Source organism: Solibacillus sp. FSL W7-1324, from assembly GCF_038008025.1.
GTDB lineage: Bacteria > Bacillota > Bacilli > Bacillales_A > Planococcaceae > Solibacillus.
The window spans coordinates 3,054,718-3,069,751 of the sequence record NZ_JBBOYH010000001.1 but is presented as its reverse complement, the minus strand read 5'-3'; the positions used below and the strand labels follow the sequence as shown (position 1 = coordinate 3,069,751).

Genomic DNA, 15,034 nt, shown 5'->3' with positions numbered 1-15,034 from the left:
AGTAAATATTCGGTTATTTCACGAACGATATTTAGGGATACTAAATTAAATATTCGTGTTTTTAGAAATGTATGAAAGCGCTAACGATATTGATTTATAGGGATTTGTTTGAATTTACTGAAAAATTGTGATTCAGAGTATTTATCGGAAAAATAACGATTTTACTATTTCACAAAAATTTTATTTTTATTTAAATTTTAATGCTTGAAAGAAAAATAATTAAAGAAGGGGAAATAAAAAATACCACGAAATTGTATAACAGATGCACTGACAAAGGGGGAGTAGAAAATGCATTATGATGCAATCGTAATTGGAGCGGGTTTAGCAGGATTAACTGCGGTTTGTCAGCTTATAGATGCGCAAAAAAAGGTATTACTTGTTGATCAGGAACCCGAAAATTCAATCGGGGGTCAGGCATTTTGGTCATTCGGAGGACTGTTTTTAGTAGATACACCTGAACAGAGAAGGTTAGGTATAAAAGACAGTAAGGAGCTTGCTTGGCAGGATTGGCGCGGCTCTGCAGGATTTGACCGATTAGAGGATGAGGATTACTGGGCATATGAATGGGCAAAGGCCTATGTGGATTTTGCTGCGGGAGAAAAATATGAGTGGCTGAAATCACAGGGCATTCAATTTTTCCCGGTTGTCGGCTGGGCAGAGCGTGGGGGTGCTTTAGCAGGCGGACACGGGAATTCAGTTCCGCGCTTCCATATCGTTTGGGGAACTGGTCCTGCGATTGTAGAAGCTTTTTCAAGTAAAGTACTGCAAGCTGTGGAAAGTGGTTTGATCGATTATTTGCCGCGCCATCAAGTAACGGATTTAATGACTGAAGATGGCGCTGTTACGGGCATTCAAGGGAATATTTTAGAAAATAGTATTATTCGCCGCGGTGAAGAAAGTTCAAGAGAAGTTATCGGAACATTTGAGTATACGGCAGATGCAGTCGTCGTAGCGAGCGGTGGCATCGGGGCAAATATAGAGCTTATTAAAGAAAATTGGCCGTCACGACTTGGATTGCCGCCGGAAAATATGGTATCCGGCGTTCCTGCATTTGTTGATGGAAAAATGCTCGAAATTACGGAGCGTGCTGGTGGGCGAATCGTCAATCGAGACCGGATGTGGCATTATATGGAAGGCTTGAAAAACTGGGATCCAATTTGGAAAAACCACGGAATTCGTATACTGCCAGGACCGTCCTCGATGTGGTTTGATGCAACAGGAAACCGTTTCAAAGCACCGAACTTTCCCGGTTTTGATACACTCAGCACACTTGAAGCCATTCAAAAAACAGGCTATGACTACTCCTGGTTCATATTGACAGAAAAAATAATCGAAAAGGAATTTGCATTATCCGGTTCTGAGCAAAATATGGATTTAACAAATAAAAGTATAATGGACGTGCTGAAGCGGGTTTTACCAGGGCCGCCCAAAGCCGTTCAGGCATTTAAAGAAAACGGGGAAGACTTTGTCATTGCGGATAGTTTAAAAGATTTAGTCGATGGGATGAACAAACTTGCAGGCAATGACTTGCTTGATTTTATGAATATAAAAGAGCAGATTTTAGCACGTGACCGTGAAATTGAAAATATCTTTTCAAAGGATGCGCAAATCAATGCATTGCACGGAGCAAGAAACTATATCGGGGATAAATTAATTCGTGCAGCGAAACCCCATAAAATTTTGGATCCGAAAGCCGGACCGCTGATTGCGGTACGTTTAAATATACTTACAAGAAAGACATTAGGGGGATTACAAACCAATTTAAACGGGCAAGTACTAAATGACGAGGGAAATCCTGTTCAAGGACTCTTTGCGGCAGGGGAAGTCAGCGGCTTTGGCGGCGGTGGTGTACATGGCTACCGTTCATTGGAAGGCACATTTTTAGGCGGGTGCCTATTTACGGGCTTGCAGGTCGGTAAATATTTAGCCACTTTTAAGCCTTTACCAAGCAAGGCCAAAGCATTGGAAGTGTGAAAATAAAGGAGATATGAAATCATTTGTCGAAATGAATGATTATTCATAAATAAGGGGTGCATACAATTGAATTTTGAAACTATTAATCTGGAAATCGCGGAGCGAAAAGCAACATTAACATTAAATCGCCCGACTGCTATGAATGCAATGGATTTTACAATGATGCGCGAATTGGCGGATTGCTTTGAAGCGCTACATAATGAAAAGGATGTTCAAATTCTTATCATTAGAGGGGAAGGGAGAGTCTTCTCTGCTGGCGGCGATGTAAAAATGATGGTTTCATCAGATGATTTTTCTGATTTTGGAACGATTATGGATGATATTTCACGTTTAGTGAAGGCGTATTATACACTTCCGATGATTACGATTGCACAAATTCATGGCGCTGCGGCTGGCTTAGGATTTAGCCTGGCGTTAGGAAGCGATATCATTGTTGCAGAGCAATCCAGTAAATTAGCGATGAACTTTATCGGCATCGGTTTAGTTCCTGACGGTGCAGGACACTTCTTTATGAAGGAACGTCTAGGAACACCAAAAGCGAAGCAAATGATATGGGAAGGAAAAGTGCTAAGCGGAGATGAAGCGCTAGCATTAGGACTCATTGATTATAATGTAGAAGATGGTCAGGCATTAGTAACCGTTGACCAGCTTGTCGGCAAGCTGTTGGCATCACCGATCTTGGCGAAGATTGAAACAAAGCTGATCTTGCATAACGCGAACTTGCCTGTATTAGAGCAAATATTGGAAGGCGAATCGGCCGGACAGGTGAAAATGCGTCAAACGCAGGATCATTTAGAAGGGATTCAGGCTTTCGTCGGAAAGAGAATGCCGCAATTTGAAGGGAAGTAAATAATATCGGGGGATGCTGGTGAAACAATGCCGGCTCCTCTTTTTTATTAGGTAATAAAATATTACTGTACATCATTACCGAATGCTTATATGATAGTGAAAGACTAAAAATGGAGGTAACTTCATGGACCAAATTTGGCTATCAGACAACCGGCGACAAATTGTACACAATGTGTATTGTCCCAATGTAAATGATGCGATTGCAATTTGCGAAATTGAATTAAAACAGCTGGATCAAGAACTAAGTAATTACTTGGAAGTCCCGTTCGAGCAATATCATGAAATACATGCACATTTTAATAATAGCGATATTATTAAGCAAGGTGCATTCACATATGAGCAAGTTCGTCACATATTAGATGCTGGAAATATCCATAATCTAGTGATTGATGAAAGAGGCTGTATCGATTTTAAGAAAGAAACAATCGGAATGAGTACCGCGATTTCTTTCGCGCAAAGTAAGTGGAATGGTGCAGATCGGGCTACCGCGGTTGAAAATGCTGTGCTGACAGGTTTAACAGTGATAGGGGAACCATTTGCCGAAGAAATAATCGAAAAGCAAATCGATAACCTGAATATTGTGGACCATATTGAACTGGATGATGGCATTGCAAGTGCTGTTAAAAAAAACGGTGCAAAAGCAGTTGTGAAGAGGATGGCTAGTACGGCTACAAAAAAGGCGATGTACAGTTCTGTTATTGCTAAAAAAGCGATCACATTACTCAATGCAAATGTTGTAACAGGAGCAATCGTAACAGGTGTCTTGTCGAGCGTCGATATTGTTCGCACGATTAAAAAACAGATGTCTCCTGCACAACTATTTAAAAACATTTCCAAAACAGCAGCAAGTGTTGCAGGGAGTATCGCGGGGTTAATCATCGGCGGGGGAGTCGGTCTCTCCATACCGAATGTCAGTACAGCGGTCATCAGTTTAATCGGGGGGATCATCGGTCTTATTATAGGGAGTATATTGACGACGACGCTTGTCAAAAAAGTGCTGGATCTATTTATAAAAGATGACTCGGTGAAAATGCTGGAAATTTTTAATGAAGAGCTTGTCCGTTTAGTAGAGCAGTATTTATTAAATGAAAAAGAGCTTGAACTCGTGTTAAGCGATTTTAATGAAATGTATAATATGCCGGAAGAGTTCCGGAATATGTATGCAGCAGAAGATCGTGTTGCGTATGCAAGGGATATGATTGAAAAAGAATTGAATCGTATTGTCAGGCTGCGCATGTATTTACAAGTCCCGACAAATGAAGAGTTCTATGGAGCAATTAAACGTTTAGCAAAATAAAGAAGGTGCCCTAAAATTTCAGGGCACCTTCTTGTTTATCCCGCAGGCGCGGAAGTTAACTACCGGTAAAAGCCGGATTGAAGTTTCACTATGTACGTTTAATCTAAACGTGGAATAAAATTAATTTACCCGACGAGTTTACTAATCGATGAGTTTTCTCGGCAATACCTTTTTCTTCGATTTGCTTTTGTCCTTCGATTTTTGCAGCATCATCGTTTGCGAAATTCCACACTTCATCAAATAATGTTTCCCCAGTTTTTTCAAATGCAGTAAAACGATAATTCTCCATTTAAACCACCCTTTATAAGCAAGATAATATAATTATACTAGAAATTTTTCGAAAATTCACGAATCAGCCATCATTATTCGAGAAATATTTGCATTTTATGAACTGTTCATGAACAATTTTATCCACAAATATTTACCCGGATTCTAAAATGGGTAAACACATTTTGTGAAGAAAATTCTCTTTCTTGAACCGACAAGCTATTGATTGTCTTTTAATCGATAAATCACGCATATACATGTTACAATAAATTGTAATAGAGTTATAAAGGGGCGATTGCTTGTGAATGGAATTACAAAACTCCAACCTGGTGAACAAGTGGACCAATATTTATTGATCAAAGAAGCAAAAAAAGGCGTGACGACTGTCGGTAAGCCTTTTATGTCACTAATTTTGCAGGATCGTAGCGGCGATATTGAAGCGAAGCTATGGGATACAAACGAAGAACATGAAAATTTATACCGTGCACAGGTAATTGTAAAAGTTGGGGGAGAGATTCACGACTATCGTGGAAAAAACCAACTGCGTGTGAAACAAATCCGACCTGCACGTGATGAGGAAGGCGTTCAAATCAGCGATCTTTTGCCGACATCTGCGGTGCCAAAAGAACAGTTATTTGAAGAGCTTACACAGTACTTCTTCCAAATTCAAAATCCGAATATCTCGCGTATTACACGTAATCTTACAAAAAAATACCAAGATCAAATACTGATCTATCCTGCCGCAACTAAAAATCATCATGACTATGCATCTGGTTTACTTGACCATGTTGTATCGATGCTGAAATTAAGTGAGGCGATTTGTGATCTATATCCGACGCTGAACCGTGATTTATTATATGCGGGGGTTATTTTGCATGATATCGGTAAGGTCATTGAGCTGAGCGGTCCAGTAGGTACAATGTATACGGTGGAAGGTAACTTGCTTGGTCATATTTCAATTATGGTCAATGAAATTGGTCAAGCTGCCAATGAACTGAAAATCGAAGGCGAAGAAGTGATGCTGCTTCAACATCTAGTGTTGTCACATCACGGAAAAGAAGAGTGGGGCAGCCCGAAAAAGCCGATGATTCAGGAAGCGGAAATTTTACACTATATTGATAATATTGACGCGAAGATGAATATGCTGACACGTGCACTTGATAAAACGAAGCCTGGCGAGTTTACAGAGCGTCTATTCCCATTAGACAACCGCTCATTCTACAAGCCGATGATTTAAGGTATTAAGAAATTTCTAAATTCAATAAGAAAAGCAGTTCAAATTTTGTAATTTAAAATTTGAACTGCTTATTTTTTGTCAGCTACTTAGCCGCCTTCACTCCGTTCAACTAAATACCCTGATATCATAAATTATCTATATTTCGTATTTTCTTTATTGGTTATCCTGCTGGAATTTCACCATGAAATCAGCAAGGGCTTTGCATGTTTCAACTGGGACCGCGTTGTAAGCAGACGCGCGGCAGCCTCCTACAGAACGGTGACCATTTAAACCGACAAATCCGGCTGTTTTTGCTTCAGCAAGGAATTTTTTCTCCAGCTCTTCATCAGCTACACGGAATGTAATGTTCATCAATGAACGAGAATCTTCAGTGGCATGCCCGAAGTAGAAGCCGTTCGAATTGTCGATGACATCATAAATATACTTCGCCTTTTCTTCATTGCGCTGTTCGATCGCTTCTAAGCCACCTTCAGCTTTCACCCATTTCAATACTTCGCCCAGCATATAAATACCGAAAGTAGGAGGTGTATTGTACAACGAGTTATTTTTAGAATGTGTAGAGTACTTCAGCATTGTCGGGATAGTTGAATTCGCTTTTTCAAGGAAATCTTTACGGATGATGACAACCGTTACACCTGAAGGGCCTAAATTCTTCTGTGCGCCCGCATAAATCATGGCAAATTTCGATACATCAATTTTCTTCGATAAAATATCTGAAGACATGTCCGCGATTAGAGGGACGTCACCAGTAGTCGGGAACGTTTTCCACTGAGTACCGAAAATTGTATTGTTTGATGTTAAGTGAAGATATGCTGAATCTTCATCGATTTGGATATCTGAAAGAGCCGGGATATTTTTGTAGTTATTGCTTTTTGAGCTAGCTGCTTCCACAGGTGTTCCGAATAACTTCGCTTCGGCAAAGGCTTTTTCTGACCAAGCACCTGTTTGGATATAGCTTGCCTTTTGTCCTTCATTTAAGAAGTTCATTGGAATCATTGAAAATTGAAGGCTTGCTCCGCCTTGTAAAAACAGTACTTCATAGTTTTCAGGGATTTCATATAACTGGCGTAAATTTGCAATCGCTTCATTATGGACTTCTTCAAATGCCGCGCTTCGGTGGCTTAATTCCATTACCGACATACCAGTACCTTTAAAATCCACTAGCTCCGCCTGTGCTTTTTGTAAAACCTCTAATGGTAATGCCGATGGACCAGCATTAAAGTTAAACGCGCGTTTTGTTGTTACTGTCAATGCAATCACTCCTGAATTATTTATTAGAATATATAAGTTGATAATATACTCTTTCCGAACAAATATGTGAAAATTCTTGAAATTATTTTTTTTATAAACATAAATGAGAAGAACTTATAGAAAATTTATAGATTTTTGTCACAAAGGAAAAGGGAATGTTCGTGTTTTGGGCATAGTTACTTTTATAGCCTTGTTTATAAACAGGAACTATGCGAGTATAGAGGGGATGAAATACAGGAGGTATGTAAAATATGGAACAATTACCCAAGTGTCCAGAATGCGGATCAGAGTATACGTATGAAGATGGACAAAATTATGTGTGCCCGGAATGTGCGCATGAATGGTCTCAATCAGCTGAAACAGTGCAAGAAGAAGGATTAGTCGTTCGTGATGCAAATGGCAACCTGTTAGCTGATGGCGATACTGTAACAGTTGTAAAAGATTTAAAGGTAAAGGGAAGCTCCTCTACATTAAAAATCGGTACACGTGTAAAAAATATTCGACTAGTGGAAGGCGACCACAATATCGATTGTAAAATTGATGGTTTTGGTGCAATGAAGCTGAAATCGGAATTTGTGAAGAAAAACTAAAAAAATGCGAGACCCGATTATGGGCCTCGCACTTTATATTTCAACGATTATTCAGCTTTGAAGCCTGAAAAAGCGTCTTTTAAATCTTTGTCTTTTACTTTTACGTCAGCTTCGTTAATTAACTCTGCCATTTTTGTGTTCCAATCCGCTTTTGTAGCAGCGATTGATTCACGGATTTCTTCTTTTTTGTCTTCAAGTTTCCCGTAATCTTTAACATCACGTTTTTCAGTTACTTGAATGATGTGGAAGCCATGTTCAGATTGTACAGGCTCACTGATTTCGTCTACTTCCAATGCATATGCAGCATCGTTGAATTCAGGCACCATTGTACCTACTGTAAACCAGCCTAAATCTCCGCCTTGTGCGCCAGAACCTGGATCAGTTGAGAATTCTTTCGCTAATTCAGCAAAATCTTCCCCAGCATCTAATTTAGCTTTAATTTCTTTTGCAGTCTCTTCATCTTCCACTAAAATGTGGCGAGCGTTTAATTCTTGAGATGCTTGGTTGTAGTACTTTTCGATTTCCTCGTCAGTTACTTCAACATCTTTTAAAGCTTTCTCTTGTAACAGTGTGAAACGAATATTTGTTTTTAACGTTTCTTCCGTTAAATTGCTTTGTGCTAAAATCGACTCGTAGCTATCGCCATACTGCTCTTTAACACCCTTCAATTCTTCTTCGATTTCCTCATCTGTTACTTTATATTTATCGTTTAAAATCTGCTCAACTACTACTTGCTGTAATAATTGATCACCAGCGATGTCCTTCATTGAATTATAAAATTCTTCTTGAGTGATATCGCCTACGCTTGTTGATACAACAACTTCATCTCCAGGATTACTGCATGCAGCTAAACCGATTGAAGCAGCAACTGTTAATGCAAAAATGGTCTTTTTCATTTGAATACGCTCCTAACTTAACTTTAATGCAATTGTAACTATAACATAAACGATTTAAAAACAAAATGGTTGCATGTGAAGAGCGCCTAAGTTTTGTAACAACAGGCGCATACGATATTGAGAGAAAGAGAGAAGGGAGGTGTCAATATGGGTGGCGGAGGTTACAACGGCGGCGGCTACGGCTCTGGCTTTGCTCTTTTAGTTGTATTGTTTATCTTGTTGATTATTGTAGGTGCAGCTTTCATCTACTAAGAAAGAAAGGTGTGTTAAAAGTCTTTACGACTTTTAACACACCTTTTCCAATTATTAAAGTATGGACCAAAAAATTTATTACATAAAAAAATTTTTAAACGGCTAGCAGTACTTCAACATACATGCTTACAAGTAAAATCGTAATCAGTACATTAATCGTACGGAAAATTTTTGGCTGTTTTTCTTCTGGAATTTCACGTCGACTGCATAATGCGGCAGTCATTCGATTTATTTGGAATAAGTATATTACTGAGAATAAGATCACAACAAGTAGTAACAAATTTATTCCTCCCCTCTAAAGCATCAATAAAAAACCTAAATATCAAGCGGAACTAAAATTTCATAACCTCTTGGCGTTTCTTCAATTATAGCATTGTTTGGTGCATACATTAAATTTTTCACATATAAAAAATCCATGAGACAAATACAGCAGTGAAATGCGAGTAAACCACTAAAATAATGCGCATATTCCGGGAAGTTAATGCCCCCGGCGATTATTGCTGCATTAATCACGATAAAAGGTGTAACGAGTGCAAAAAGGTACGACTTTTTCGGAATACCATGCTGCAGACGCATCCGGACAACCGGTAAAAGGTGTTGAATCTTAAAGCGAATAACGAGTGATTTTCTATGTTGAAACAGAGCGAAATAATGTAATAATTTATGCATAGGATAAATAAATGGTAATACTAATAAAACTAACCATAAATGGCGATCGATATGCTTACCGTTAAAATTAAAACTGAATGCAATGTATGAAAAGCAGAATACAAGGATGAAAAGGGTGATTGCCAATAATACAAGTCTTCCCGTACCGTATTCACGCTCAATATTGATTGTTTTCCAACAATGCATGTGAGCCCCCCTAAAATATTATGGAAAAGGACGTATTATGCTTTTCCATTAACGAAACATTATTAAACATAAAACTAACTATAATAAATAAAAAAAGAAATGTCATCAATTTAAATTGTCGACATTTCTTACTAGAAATTTTATGAAGTTGTAGTGATGGACGGTTTACCTTTGTCGTCAATCGTTTCTTTAAAGTTGAAGAAAGAACGTTCGAATATTTCGATGAAGTCATCCCCGTAAATATTACGGATAACAGCCATTACATCCAAAAACTCTGGGAAACGCCCGTAAAGTTCTTTTAATGGTAATGCACCAATTAAAATCGTATGTTCTGTATCGTGATAATGATCATACATACGTAGGATGAGTTCTGCACCTTTATCAGTCAACTCAACATATGTATTACGTTTGTCTTCATCACGTTTTGAGAAAGTAAGTAATCCACGTTCTTCTAATTTTTTTGAAAAGTTGAAAGCGGTAGATACATGCATGACACCAAATTTAGCTACATCTGAAATGGATGCACCTTTCAAATGATATGAAATCCATAAAATATGATGTTCATTAATATTTAAATCAAAAGGTTTAATCCATGTTTGCCAATCTTTTTCGATAGCTTTCCATAGTGCTTTCGAAAGTTGTGCGACTCTTTGGCTAAATAACATAGCCTCTCGTTGTGAGTATAAATCTTCTGTCAAAGCAATCACCTTCTTCTTTCATTTACGTTTTAAAAATATTATAGCAATAAAAGAAAAGACTTTAAAGTTAGAAAAATGGAATAATTCAACATTGGTTGATTTATGCTATAAAAAAGTAAATTTGGGATTAATTTGACTGATTTTAAACTTTATTTTGGTTCGAAAGTTATAGTGGTGAATGACTGTTCATTACCCGTTATTTCTATTTGAAGGAATATTTTTCTCGATTTCACTTATAGAATTCTGTAATTTCTCTATTTCTTGTTTGAGATTTACTGTTTCCGGCTCAATCTGAGTTTTGAAATTTGCGAAATTATCCTTTAATTCATTTACTATACTAGGCATACTATTTTGTACTTCTGCTTTTAATGTTGTAATCGATTGCTTTACATTATTTAATTCATGTTGAACGTCTTGAAGTTTTGATTTGGCGATCTTTGTGTTTTCCAATAAGTTTTGGCGTAAAGCTGTACCTGATTGTGGTGCTGTAAATAAAATAACAGCCGCACCGCTAACAATGCCTGTTGTAATTCCTAGTAAAAATGATTTTGCTTTCATATTGTTAACCTCGCTTTTTTTATTTGTTATCCAAATCTTTTTCCAAATCCATCTTCCGATAAACATTGGAACGACTGGAGATAGGTAATAAAAGAAAAACCAGCATTTTCACTTATGAGAAAGATGCTGGCCATAGTCTCCTTGTAGGAGCAATTATAAGTGGGATTTAATTTCCTCAGAAAGTGTCGACAGCACATCTGGCGGGAATTCCTGTGAACGACCATTCCAGTTGACAACTAGTCCGTCTTTTTCATCATATCGAGGAACAAGATGCAAGTGGTAATGGAAAACAGTTTGACCTGCTTCAGCACCGTTATTATTGATCGTATTCATACCAGCCGGGTTAAAAGCAGCTTTAATGGCATTCGCCACTTTCGGGGCAGCAGCATATAAGTTACGTGCTACATCTTCTGGCATTTCAAACAGATCTTTGCAATGTGTTTTTGGGATTAACAATGTATGGCCTTTTGTTAACGGGGCAATATCCATGAAGGCAAAAGTATGCTCATCCTCATAAACTTTAACACTTGGAATTTCACCGGCAATAATTTTGCAAAATAAGCAATCACTCATCTTTTTTATCGCTCCTTTTCTATTTTTGATTTTCACCATTAGAAGTTCGAAAAAAATGTTATTGTAAATTGAGAGGAATCGAGGGCGGTAAATTCACTTGGAAAACATCCGCCTACAATAAAAATCAATTGTACAACCCCAATTTATGGTGAAGATACTATTATTTTTCTTTATTCTATCATAGATTATTCGGAAAACTACTTTCTTATATGAAGGATTTATTTTTTGTTCTCTGAATTGAGTGTTGCATTCAGTGTTCAATTTTATTCGCTTTTGATAAACTAAATTTTAGAAAAGAGGAGTGACGACTGTGACAATTTTACAACTGCAAAATGTAACAGGTGGTTATACGAGAAAGCCTGTGATTCAAGATTTATCATTTGAAATTAACAAAGGAGAGCTCGTTGGATTAATCGGTCTTAACGGTGCCGGGAAAAGTACGACGATCAAGCATATTATTGGCACGCTCTTACCGCGCTCTGGAGAAATTCGTTTAAACGGTGTGACGTTGAAGGAGAATTTGGACAAGTATCGGTCAAGCTTCTCGTACATTCCGGAAACACCTGTACTGTATGAAGAATTAACATTAAAAGAACATTTACAATTAACGGCAATGGCCTATGGTTTAGATGAAAAAACGCTGGATGCGCGCTCGGAAGTTTTATTGAAGGAATTCCGTATGGAAAAGCGATTAAATTGGTTCCCGTCGCACTTTTCAAAAGGAATGCGCCAGAAGGTAATGATTATGTGCGCATTTTTAGTCGATCCAAGTCTGTATATTATCGATGAGCCGTTTGTCGGGTTAGATCCGCTCGGCATTCAGTCATTGCTAGACCAAATGGATGATAAAAAACGTGCAGGGGCATCGATTTTAATGTCTACACATATTTTATCGACTGCTGAAAAACATTGTGACCGTATCATTCTTCTTCATGAAGGACGCGTACGTGCACAAGGGACAATGAATGATTTGCGCAAAGCGTTCAATATGCCGACTGCGACACTCGATGATTTGTATATTGCGATGACAAAGGAGCAAGACAATGAACAGCATGCATAGTGTATGGGCTAAGCGCTTCGAGCATTACATCGGCGAAGTGATGAAGTATATGCGCTTCGTCTTTACAGGGCATATTGCGATTGTCCTTGTCTTTATCGCAGGGGCGGGGGGATATCAGTACAGCGAATGGCTGAAGGTCGTGCAGCCGGATTTCCCGGCAGAGTGGCTCATTGCCGTTATCGCAGGGGGCTTAGTCGCATTCAGTAGACCTGTCACTTTATTGAAAGAACCGGATCAGGTGTACTTATTGCCGCTTGAGAGCCAAATGCCGAACTATTTCAAAAAGGCGCTGAACTGGACATTTTGGTCACAGGTGCTAGTGCCGGTCGTTCTTTATATAATAGCGATTCCGTTGTTGAAAGAGGTTACGCCACTTAGCGTAGGAGAAATTTGGCTGACTGCCGCGTTTATCGCAGTATTAAAATATATTAATGTTCGCGCCGAATTCAACTACCGCTATGCGAACCGTGGCAATGCCATCGGATTCGACCGATTTGTACGGGCGGTCGTATCGATTATCGGGATCCAAATGACTTTGACAGACGGCTTTTTAGGCATCGTATTTCTAATTATGATGGCTTATTATGCATTTACATTGAAGAAGAAAGTTCAGGATAACCCGGTGCCTTACGAGCATTTTATTAAACTTGAGCAAAACCGGATGATGCGTTTTTACCGTTTTGCCAACTACTTTACAGATGTCCCGCATTTAAAGGGCTCTGTCAAACGTCGTGCATGGCTCGATATAGCGTATAAAGCAATCAGCTATAAAAAGGAAAATACACAGGCGTATTTGATTTACCGTACGTTTATCCGTACAGATGACCATTTTTACTTATGGGTACGGTTAACAGCGATTTCAGCTGTTATTGCGATGTTTATTACGATTCCGTTTGTTACTTGGATCGTTGCAGGTGCATTGGCATTTGCGACAACACTTCAGCTTAAGTATGCGCTCATGTCAGCAGGGGATTTCCGAATGGACATGCTTTACCCGATTCCGCGCGATACGAGAAAACAGGCTGTCGCAAAACTGCTTCGTCAACTAAGCATTGTACAGGCTTTTATCGTGACACTATGTGCAGTGATGCAGCCGCAGTTTTACATCATCCCGGTTGTCATTATCGCAGTGAGCGAACTGACGATGAGAATGTCAAAATAATAAATGGAATTGTAACAATAAATAGAGGTTGGCATAGAAGTAGATATATGTTGGAAAAGAAGGAAACTTTATTAGAAACGGATATTAAAATTGATTGGAATGGAGGGGCGACTCCTGGGGGATAAGCGTGACGCCTGAGACTAATGAACAAAAGCTAAGTGCGCCACGTCCTGTGGCAACGCTTTTGTGACCAACATCGTGTTGGCCCCATGCCACGCCTCCGGAAAGCGTCCCCGGAATGGAAATCAATTTTAGAGCTCATCAAAAAAGCTACTTTTCTCTCAGAGAAAAGTAGCTTTTTTGGTTATAATACACTTTCATTATATTTATAACAGGAAGCCGCCGATTAGTAAGCCGACGACGATTACTATAATAGAAGGAACTTTAAATTTTTCCAATGCAAGATAGCTGCCGACGATCATTAAAATCGTTGGAATCAGTTTATTTGATTCATAGGAAGACTTTGCGAAATCGAATGTTAATGTAATTAATAATACGGCAATTGCAGGTAGTACAAAGCTTGATAATCGGATTACTTTAGGTGAATCTCTATATTTATGTAGAAGATTTAAAAGTGTAATCATCAAAATCAGGGTAGGGGCAACTGTCGCGAATAACGCGATAAAACTCCCTAAAATTCCACCGACTTCAAAGCCGATATAGCCCGCCATCTTCGTTGCAATAGGGCCTGGCAGTGAATTGGCCAAAGCTAGAAACTCACTGAATTCACTTTGCGTCATCCACGCATACCTGTCTACTACTTCATGTTCGATTAACGGGATGGAAGCAGGTCCGCCACCGTATGCTAAAAGGTTCGGTATTAAAAATGCAATGAAAATCTCCCAAAATATCATTGTTCTTTTCCTCCTTTAGCCGGCAGTGCAAGCGCCAATATTAAGAGGGAAGCAATGATGATCCCAGGGTGAAGATCAAATACAACAATCGTTATAAAACTATATAAGAAAATAATTGCACTGATTTTCAAACCTAAAGACTTATGCGATTTTTTTAGGAAATCGAATGCATAGAGCCCCATCATCACTGTCACAATGGGGATAACCCCTTTAGACATGTTATTGATGAAATCGGAGTTGCTAAATTGCTTCAATGAATTTAATAATATGATGATTAATAGTACGGTAGGTATGACCGAGGCAAACAGGGCATTGATTAACCCGAGCATTCCGCCTATACGGTAGCCTATATAGCCTGCCATTTTTGTCGCAATCGGTCCAGGCAATGTATTACCAATTGATAAAACATCCGAAAAATCATCGTCTGTCATAAGTTTATACTTTTCCACCACTTCTTTATGTAGTAATGGAATGATTGTCGGACCTCCGCCGAAGCCAAGAATTCCGGACACAAAAAAAGCTTTAAACAACTGAATTTGAATTTTCACATCATAACCGCCTTTTAATTAGTTGGAAGCAAAATAGTTCGGAAAACGAAAGAATTTCTAAATATGTATTATTTTATATAAAAATGCTACGAAATACAATCGTAGCATTTTTG

Annotated in this window: 18 protein-coding genes; 8 read left to right on the top strand and 10 right to left on the bottom strand. The window is 38.6% G+C overall.

Annotation, left to right across the window (positions count from 1 at the left end):
- Nucleotides 1–288 precede the first annotated feature (288 nt).
- The 3 genes from MKY71_RS15330 (at nt 289) to MKY71_RS15320 (ending at nt 4,120) form a co-directional block, all read left to right on the top strand.
- Entirely contained in the window at nt 289–1,974 is a 1,686-nt protein-coding gene (locus MKY71_RS15330) for an FAD-binding dehydrogenase (protein ID WP_340733205.1), read from the top strand.
- A 66-nt stretch (nt 1,975–2,040) separates the two neighbouring features.
- Nucleotides 2,041–2,823, top strand: coding sequence for an enoyl-CoA hydratase (locus MKY71_RS15325; RefSeq protein ID WP_339173498.1), 783 nt, complete (start codon nt 2,041–2,043; stop codon nt 2,821–2,823).
- Between the two features lie 124 nt (nt 2,824–2,947).
- Entirely contained in the window at nt 2,948–4,120 is a 1,173-nt protein-coding gene (locus MKY71_RS15320) for a hypothetical protein (protein WP_339173495.1), read from the top strand.
- 103 nt (nt 4,121–4,223) lie between these two features.
- Here MKY71_RS15320 and MKY71_RS15315 read toward each other — a convergent pair whose 3' ends face one another.
- On the bottom strand, nt 4,224–4,409 hold the full coding sequence (locus tag MKY71_RS15315; protein WP_008406474.1) for a YhzD family protein: 186 nt from the start codon (nt 4,407–4,409) through the stop codon (nt 4,224–4,226).
- Between the two features lie 279 nt (nt 4,410–4,688).
- On the opposite strand from MKY71_RS15315, the gene yhaM reads away from it, so the two are divergent.
- Nucleotides 4,689–5,624, top strand: a complete 936-nt coding sequence (yhaM, locus tag MKY71_RS15310) for a 3'-5' exoribonuclease YhaM (protein WP_339173491.1) — start codon at nt 4,689–4,691, stop codon at nt 5,622–5,624.
- A 153-nt stretch (nt 5,625–5,777) separates the two neighbouring features.
- On the opposite strand, the gene serC is transcribed toward yhaM, so the two are convergent.
- Entirely contained in the window at nt 5,778–6,875 is a 1,098-nt protein-coding gene (serC, locus tag MKY71_RS15305; RefSeq protein WP_340733203.1) for a 3-phosphoserine/phosphohydroxythreonine transaminase, read from the bottom strand.
- Nucleotides 6,876–7,126: 251 nt separating this feature from the next.
- Here serC and MKY71_RS15300 point away from each other — a divergent pair, with 251 nt between their 5' ends.
- Complete coding sequence (locus MKY71_RS15300; RefSeq protein WP_079524477.1) at nt 7,127–7,465, top strand: zinc ribbon domain-containing protein YjdM; 339 nt, start codon at nt 7,127–7,129, stop codon at nt 7,463–7,465.
- 47 nt (nt 7,466–7,512) lie between these two features.
- Here the strand turns inward: MKY71_RS15300 and MKY71_RS15295 are convergent, their stop codons facing one another.
- The gene (locus tag MKY71_RS15295) at nt 7,513–8,361 is read right to left on the bottom strand and encodes a peptidylprolyl isomerase (protein WP_339173485.1); all 849 of its coding nucleotides are present in this window, start codon (nt 8,359–8,361) and stop codon (nt 7,513–7,515) included.
- 147 nt (nt 8,362–8,508) lie between these two features.
- On the opposite strand from MKY71_RS15295, the gene MKY71_RS15290 reads away from it, so the two are divergent.
- On the top strand, nt 8,509–8,613 hold the full coding sequence (locus MKY71_RS15290) for a YjcZ family sporulation protein (RefSeq protein ID WP_081483416.1): 105 nt from the start codon (nt 8,509–8,511) through the stop codon (nt 8,611–8,613).
- 94 nt (nt 8,614–8,707) lie between these two features.
- Here the strand turns inward: MKY71_RS15290 and MKY71_RS15285 are convergent, their stop codons facing one another.
- The 5 genes from MKY71_RS15285 to MKY71_RS15265 all read right to left on the bottom strand — a co-directional run bounded on the left by MKY71_RS15285 (nt 8,708) and on the right by MKY71_RS15265 (nt 11,297).
- The gene (locus MKY71_RS15285; RefSeq protein WP_079524475.1) at nt 8,708–8,893 is read right to left on the bottom strand and encodes a hypothetical protein; all 186 of its coding nucleotides are present in this window, start codon (nt 8,891–8,893) and stop codon (nt 8,708–8,710) included.
- Nucleotides 8,894–8,928: 35 nt separating this feature from the next.
- Entirely contained in the window at nt 8,929–9,468 is a 540-nt protein-coding gene (locus MKY71_RS15280) for a DUF3267 domain-containing protein (protein ID WP_339173483.1), read from the bottom strand.
- Nucleotides 9,469–9,608: 140 nt separating this feature from the next.
- Nucleotides 9,609–10,172, bottom strand: a complete 564-nt coding sequence (locus tag MKY71_RS15275) for an HTH-type transcriptional regulator Hpr (protein WP_339176652.1) — start codon at nt 10,170–10,172, stop codon at nt 9,609–9,611.
- A 183-nt stretch (nt 10,173–10,355) separates the two neighbouring features.
- Nucleotides 10,356–10,724: a YtxH domain-containing protein gene (locus tag MKY71_RS15270; RefSeq protein WP_339173480.1), complete on the bottom strand. Its 369-nt coding sequence runs from the start codon at nt 10,722–10,724 to the stop codon at nt 10,356–10,358.
- 153 nt (nt 10,725–10,877) lie between these two features.
- Nucleotides 10,878–11,297: an HIT family protein gene (locus MKY71_RS15265; RefSeq protein WP_339173478.1), complete on the bottom strand. Its 420-nt coding sequence runs from the start codon at nt 11,295–11,297 to the stop codon at nt 10,878–10,880.
- Nucleotides 11,298–11,607: 310 nt separating this feature from the next.
- Between MKY71_RS15265 and MKY71_RS15260 the strand changes: the two genes are divergently transcribed.
- Both MKY71_RS15260 and MKY71_RS15255 read left to right on the top strand, forming a co-directional pair.
- On the top strand, nt 11,608–12,357 hold the full coding sequence (locus tag MKY71_RS15260) for an ABC transporter ATP-binding protein (RefSeq protein ID WP_339173477.1): 750 nt from the start codon (nt 11,608–11,610) through the stop codon (nt 12,355–12,357).
- Nucleotides 12,341–13,519 (top strand): ABC transporter permease, encoded by a 1,179-nt coding sequence (locus MKY71_RS15255; RefSeq protein ID WP_339173475.1) that lies wholly within the window; start codon nt 12,341–12,343, stop codon nt 13,517–13,519. The genes MKY71_RS15260 and MKY71_RS15255 overlap by 17 nt, the downstream gene beginning before the upstream one ends.
- 326 nt (nt 13,520–13,845) lie before the next feature.
- On the opposite strand, the gene MKY71_RS15250 is transcribed toward MKY71_RS15255, so the two are convergent.
- Entirely contained in the window at nt 13,846–14,373 is a 528-nt protein-coding gene (locus tag MKY71_RS15250; protein ID WP_339173474.1) for a chromate transporter, read from the bottom strand.
- Nucleotides 14,370–14,921 carry a chromate transporter gene (locus tag MKY71_RS15245; RefSeq protein WP_339173472.1) on the bottom strand — a complete coding sequence of 184 codons (552 nt, stop codon included), beginning with the start codon at nt 14,919–14,921 and terminating at the stop codon, nt 14,370–14,372. The genes MKY71_RS15250 and MKY71_RS15245 overlap by 4 nt, the downstream gene beginning before the upstream one ends.
- Nucleotides 14,922–15,034: the final 113 nt, after the last annotated feature.

What these genes read in the sequence shown, in the direction of transcription:
- MKY71_RS15300 (WP_079524477.1), top strand. Translation starts at nt 7,127, where the DNA reads ATGGAACAATTACCCAAGTGTCCAGAATGCGGATCAGAGTATACGTAT.
- MKY71_RS15250 (WP_339173474.1), bottom strand. Translation starts at nt 14,373, where the DNA reads ATGATATTTTGGGAGATTTTCATTGCATTTTTAATACCGAACCTTTTA.
- MKY71_RS15315 (WP_008406474.1), bottom strand. Translation starts at nt 4,409, where the DNA reads ATGGAGAATTATCGTTTTACTGCATTTGAAAAAACTGGGGAAACATTA.
- MKY71_RS15330 (WP_340733205.1), top strand. Translation starts at nt 289, where the DNA reads ATGCATTATGATGCAATCGTAATTGGAGCGGGTTTAGCAGGATTAACT.
- MKY71_RS15265 (WP_339173478.1), bottom strand. Translation starts at nt 11,297, where the DNA reads ATGAGTGATTGCTTATTTTGCAAAATTATTGCCGGTGAAATTCCAAGT.
- MKY71_RS15290 (WP_081483416.1), top strand. Translation starts at nt 8,509, where the DNA reads ATGGGTGGCGGAGGTTACAACGGCGGCGGCTACGGCTCTGGCTTTGCT.
- MKY71_RS15280 (WP_339173483.1), bottom strand. Translation starts at nt 9,468, where the DNA reads ATGCATTGTTGGAAAACAATCAATATTGAGCGTGAATACGGTACGGGA.
- MKY71_RS15295 (WP_339173485.1), bottom strand. Translation starts at nt 8,361, where the DNA reads ATGAAAAAGACCATTTTTGCATTAACAGTTGCTGCTTCAATCGGTTTA.
- MKY71_RS15320 (WP_339173495.1), top strand. Translation starts at nt 2,948, where the DNA reads ATGGACCAAATTTGGCTATCAGACAACCGGCGACAAATTGTACACAAT.
- MKY71_RS15270 (WP_339173480.1), bottom strand. Translation starts at nt 10,724, where the DNA reads ATGAAAGCAAAATCATTTTTACTAGGAATTACAACAGGCATTGTTAGC.
- MKY71_RS15255 (WP_339173475.1), top strand. Translation starts at nt 12,341, where the DNA reads ATGAACAGCATGCATAGTGTATGGGCTAAGCGCTTCGAGCATTACATC.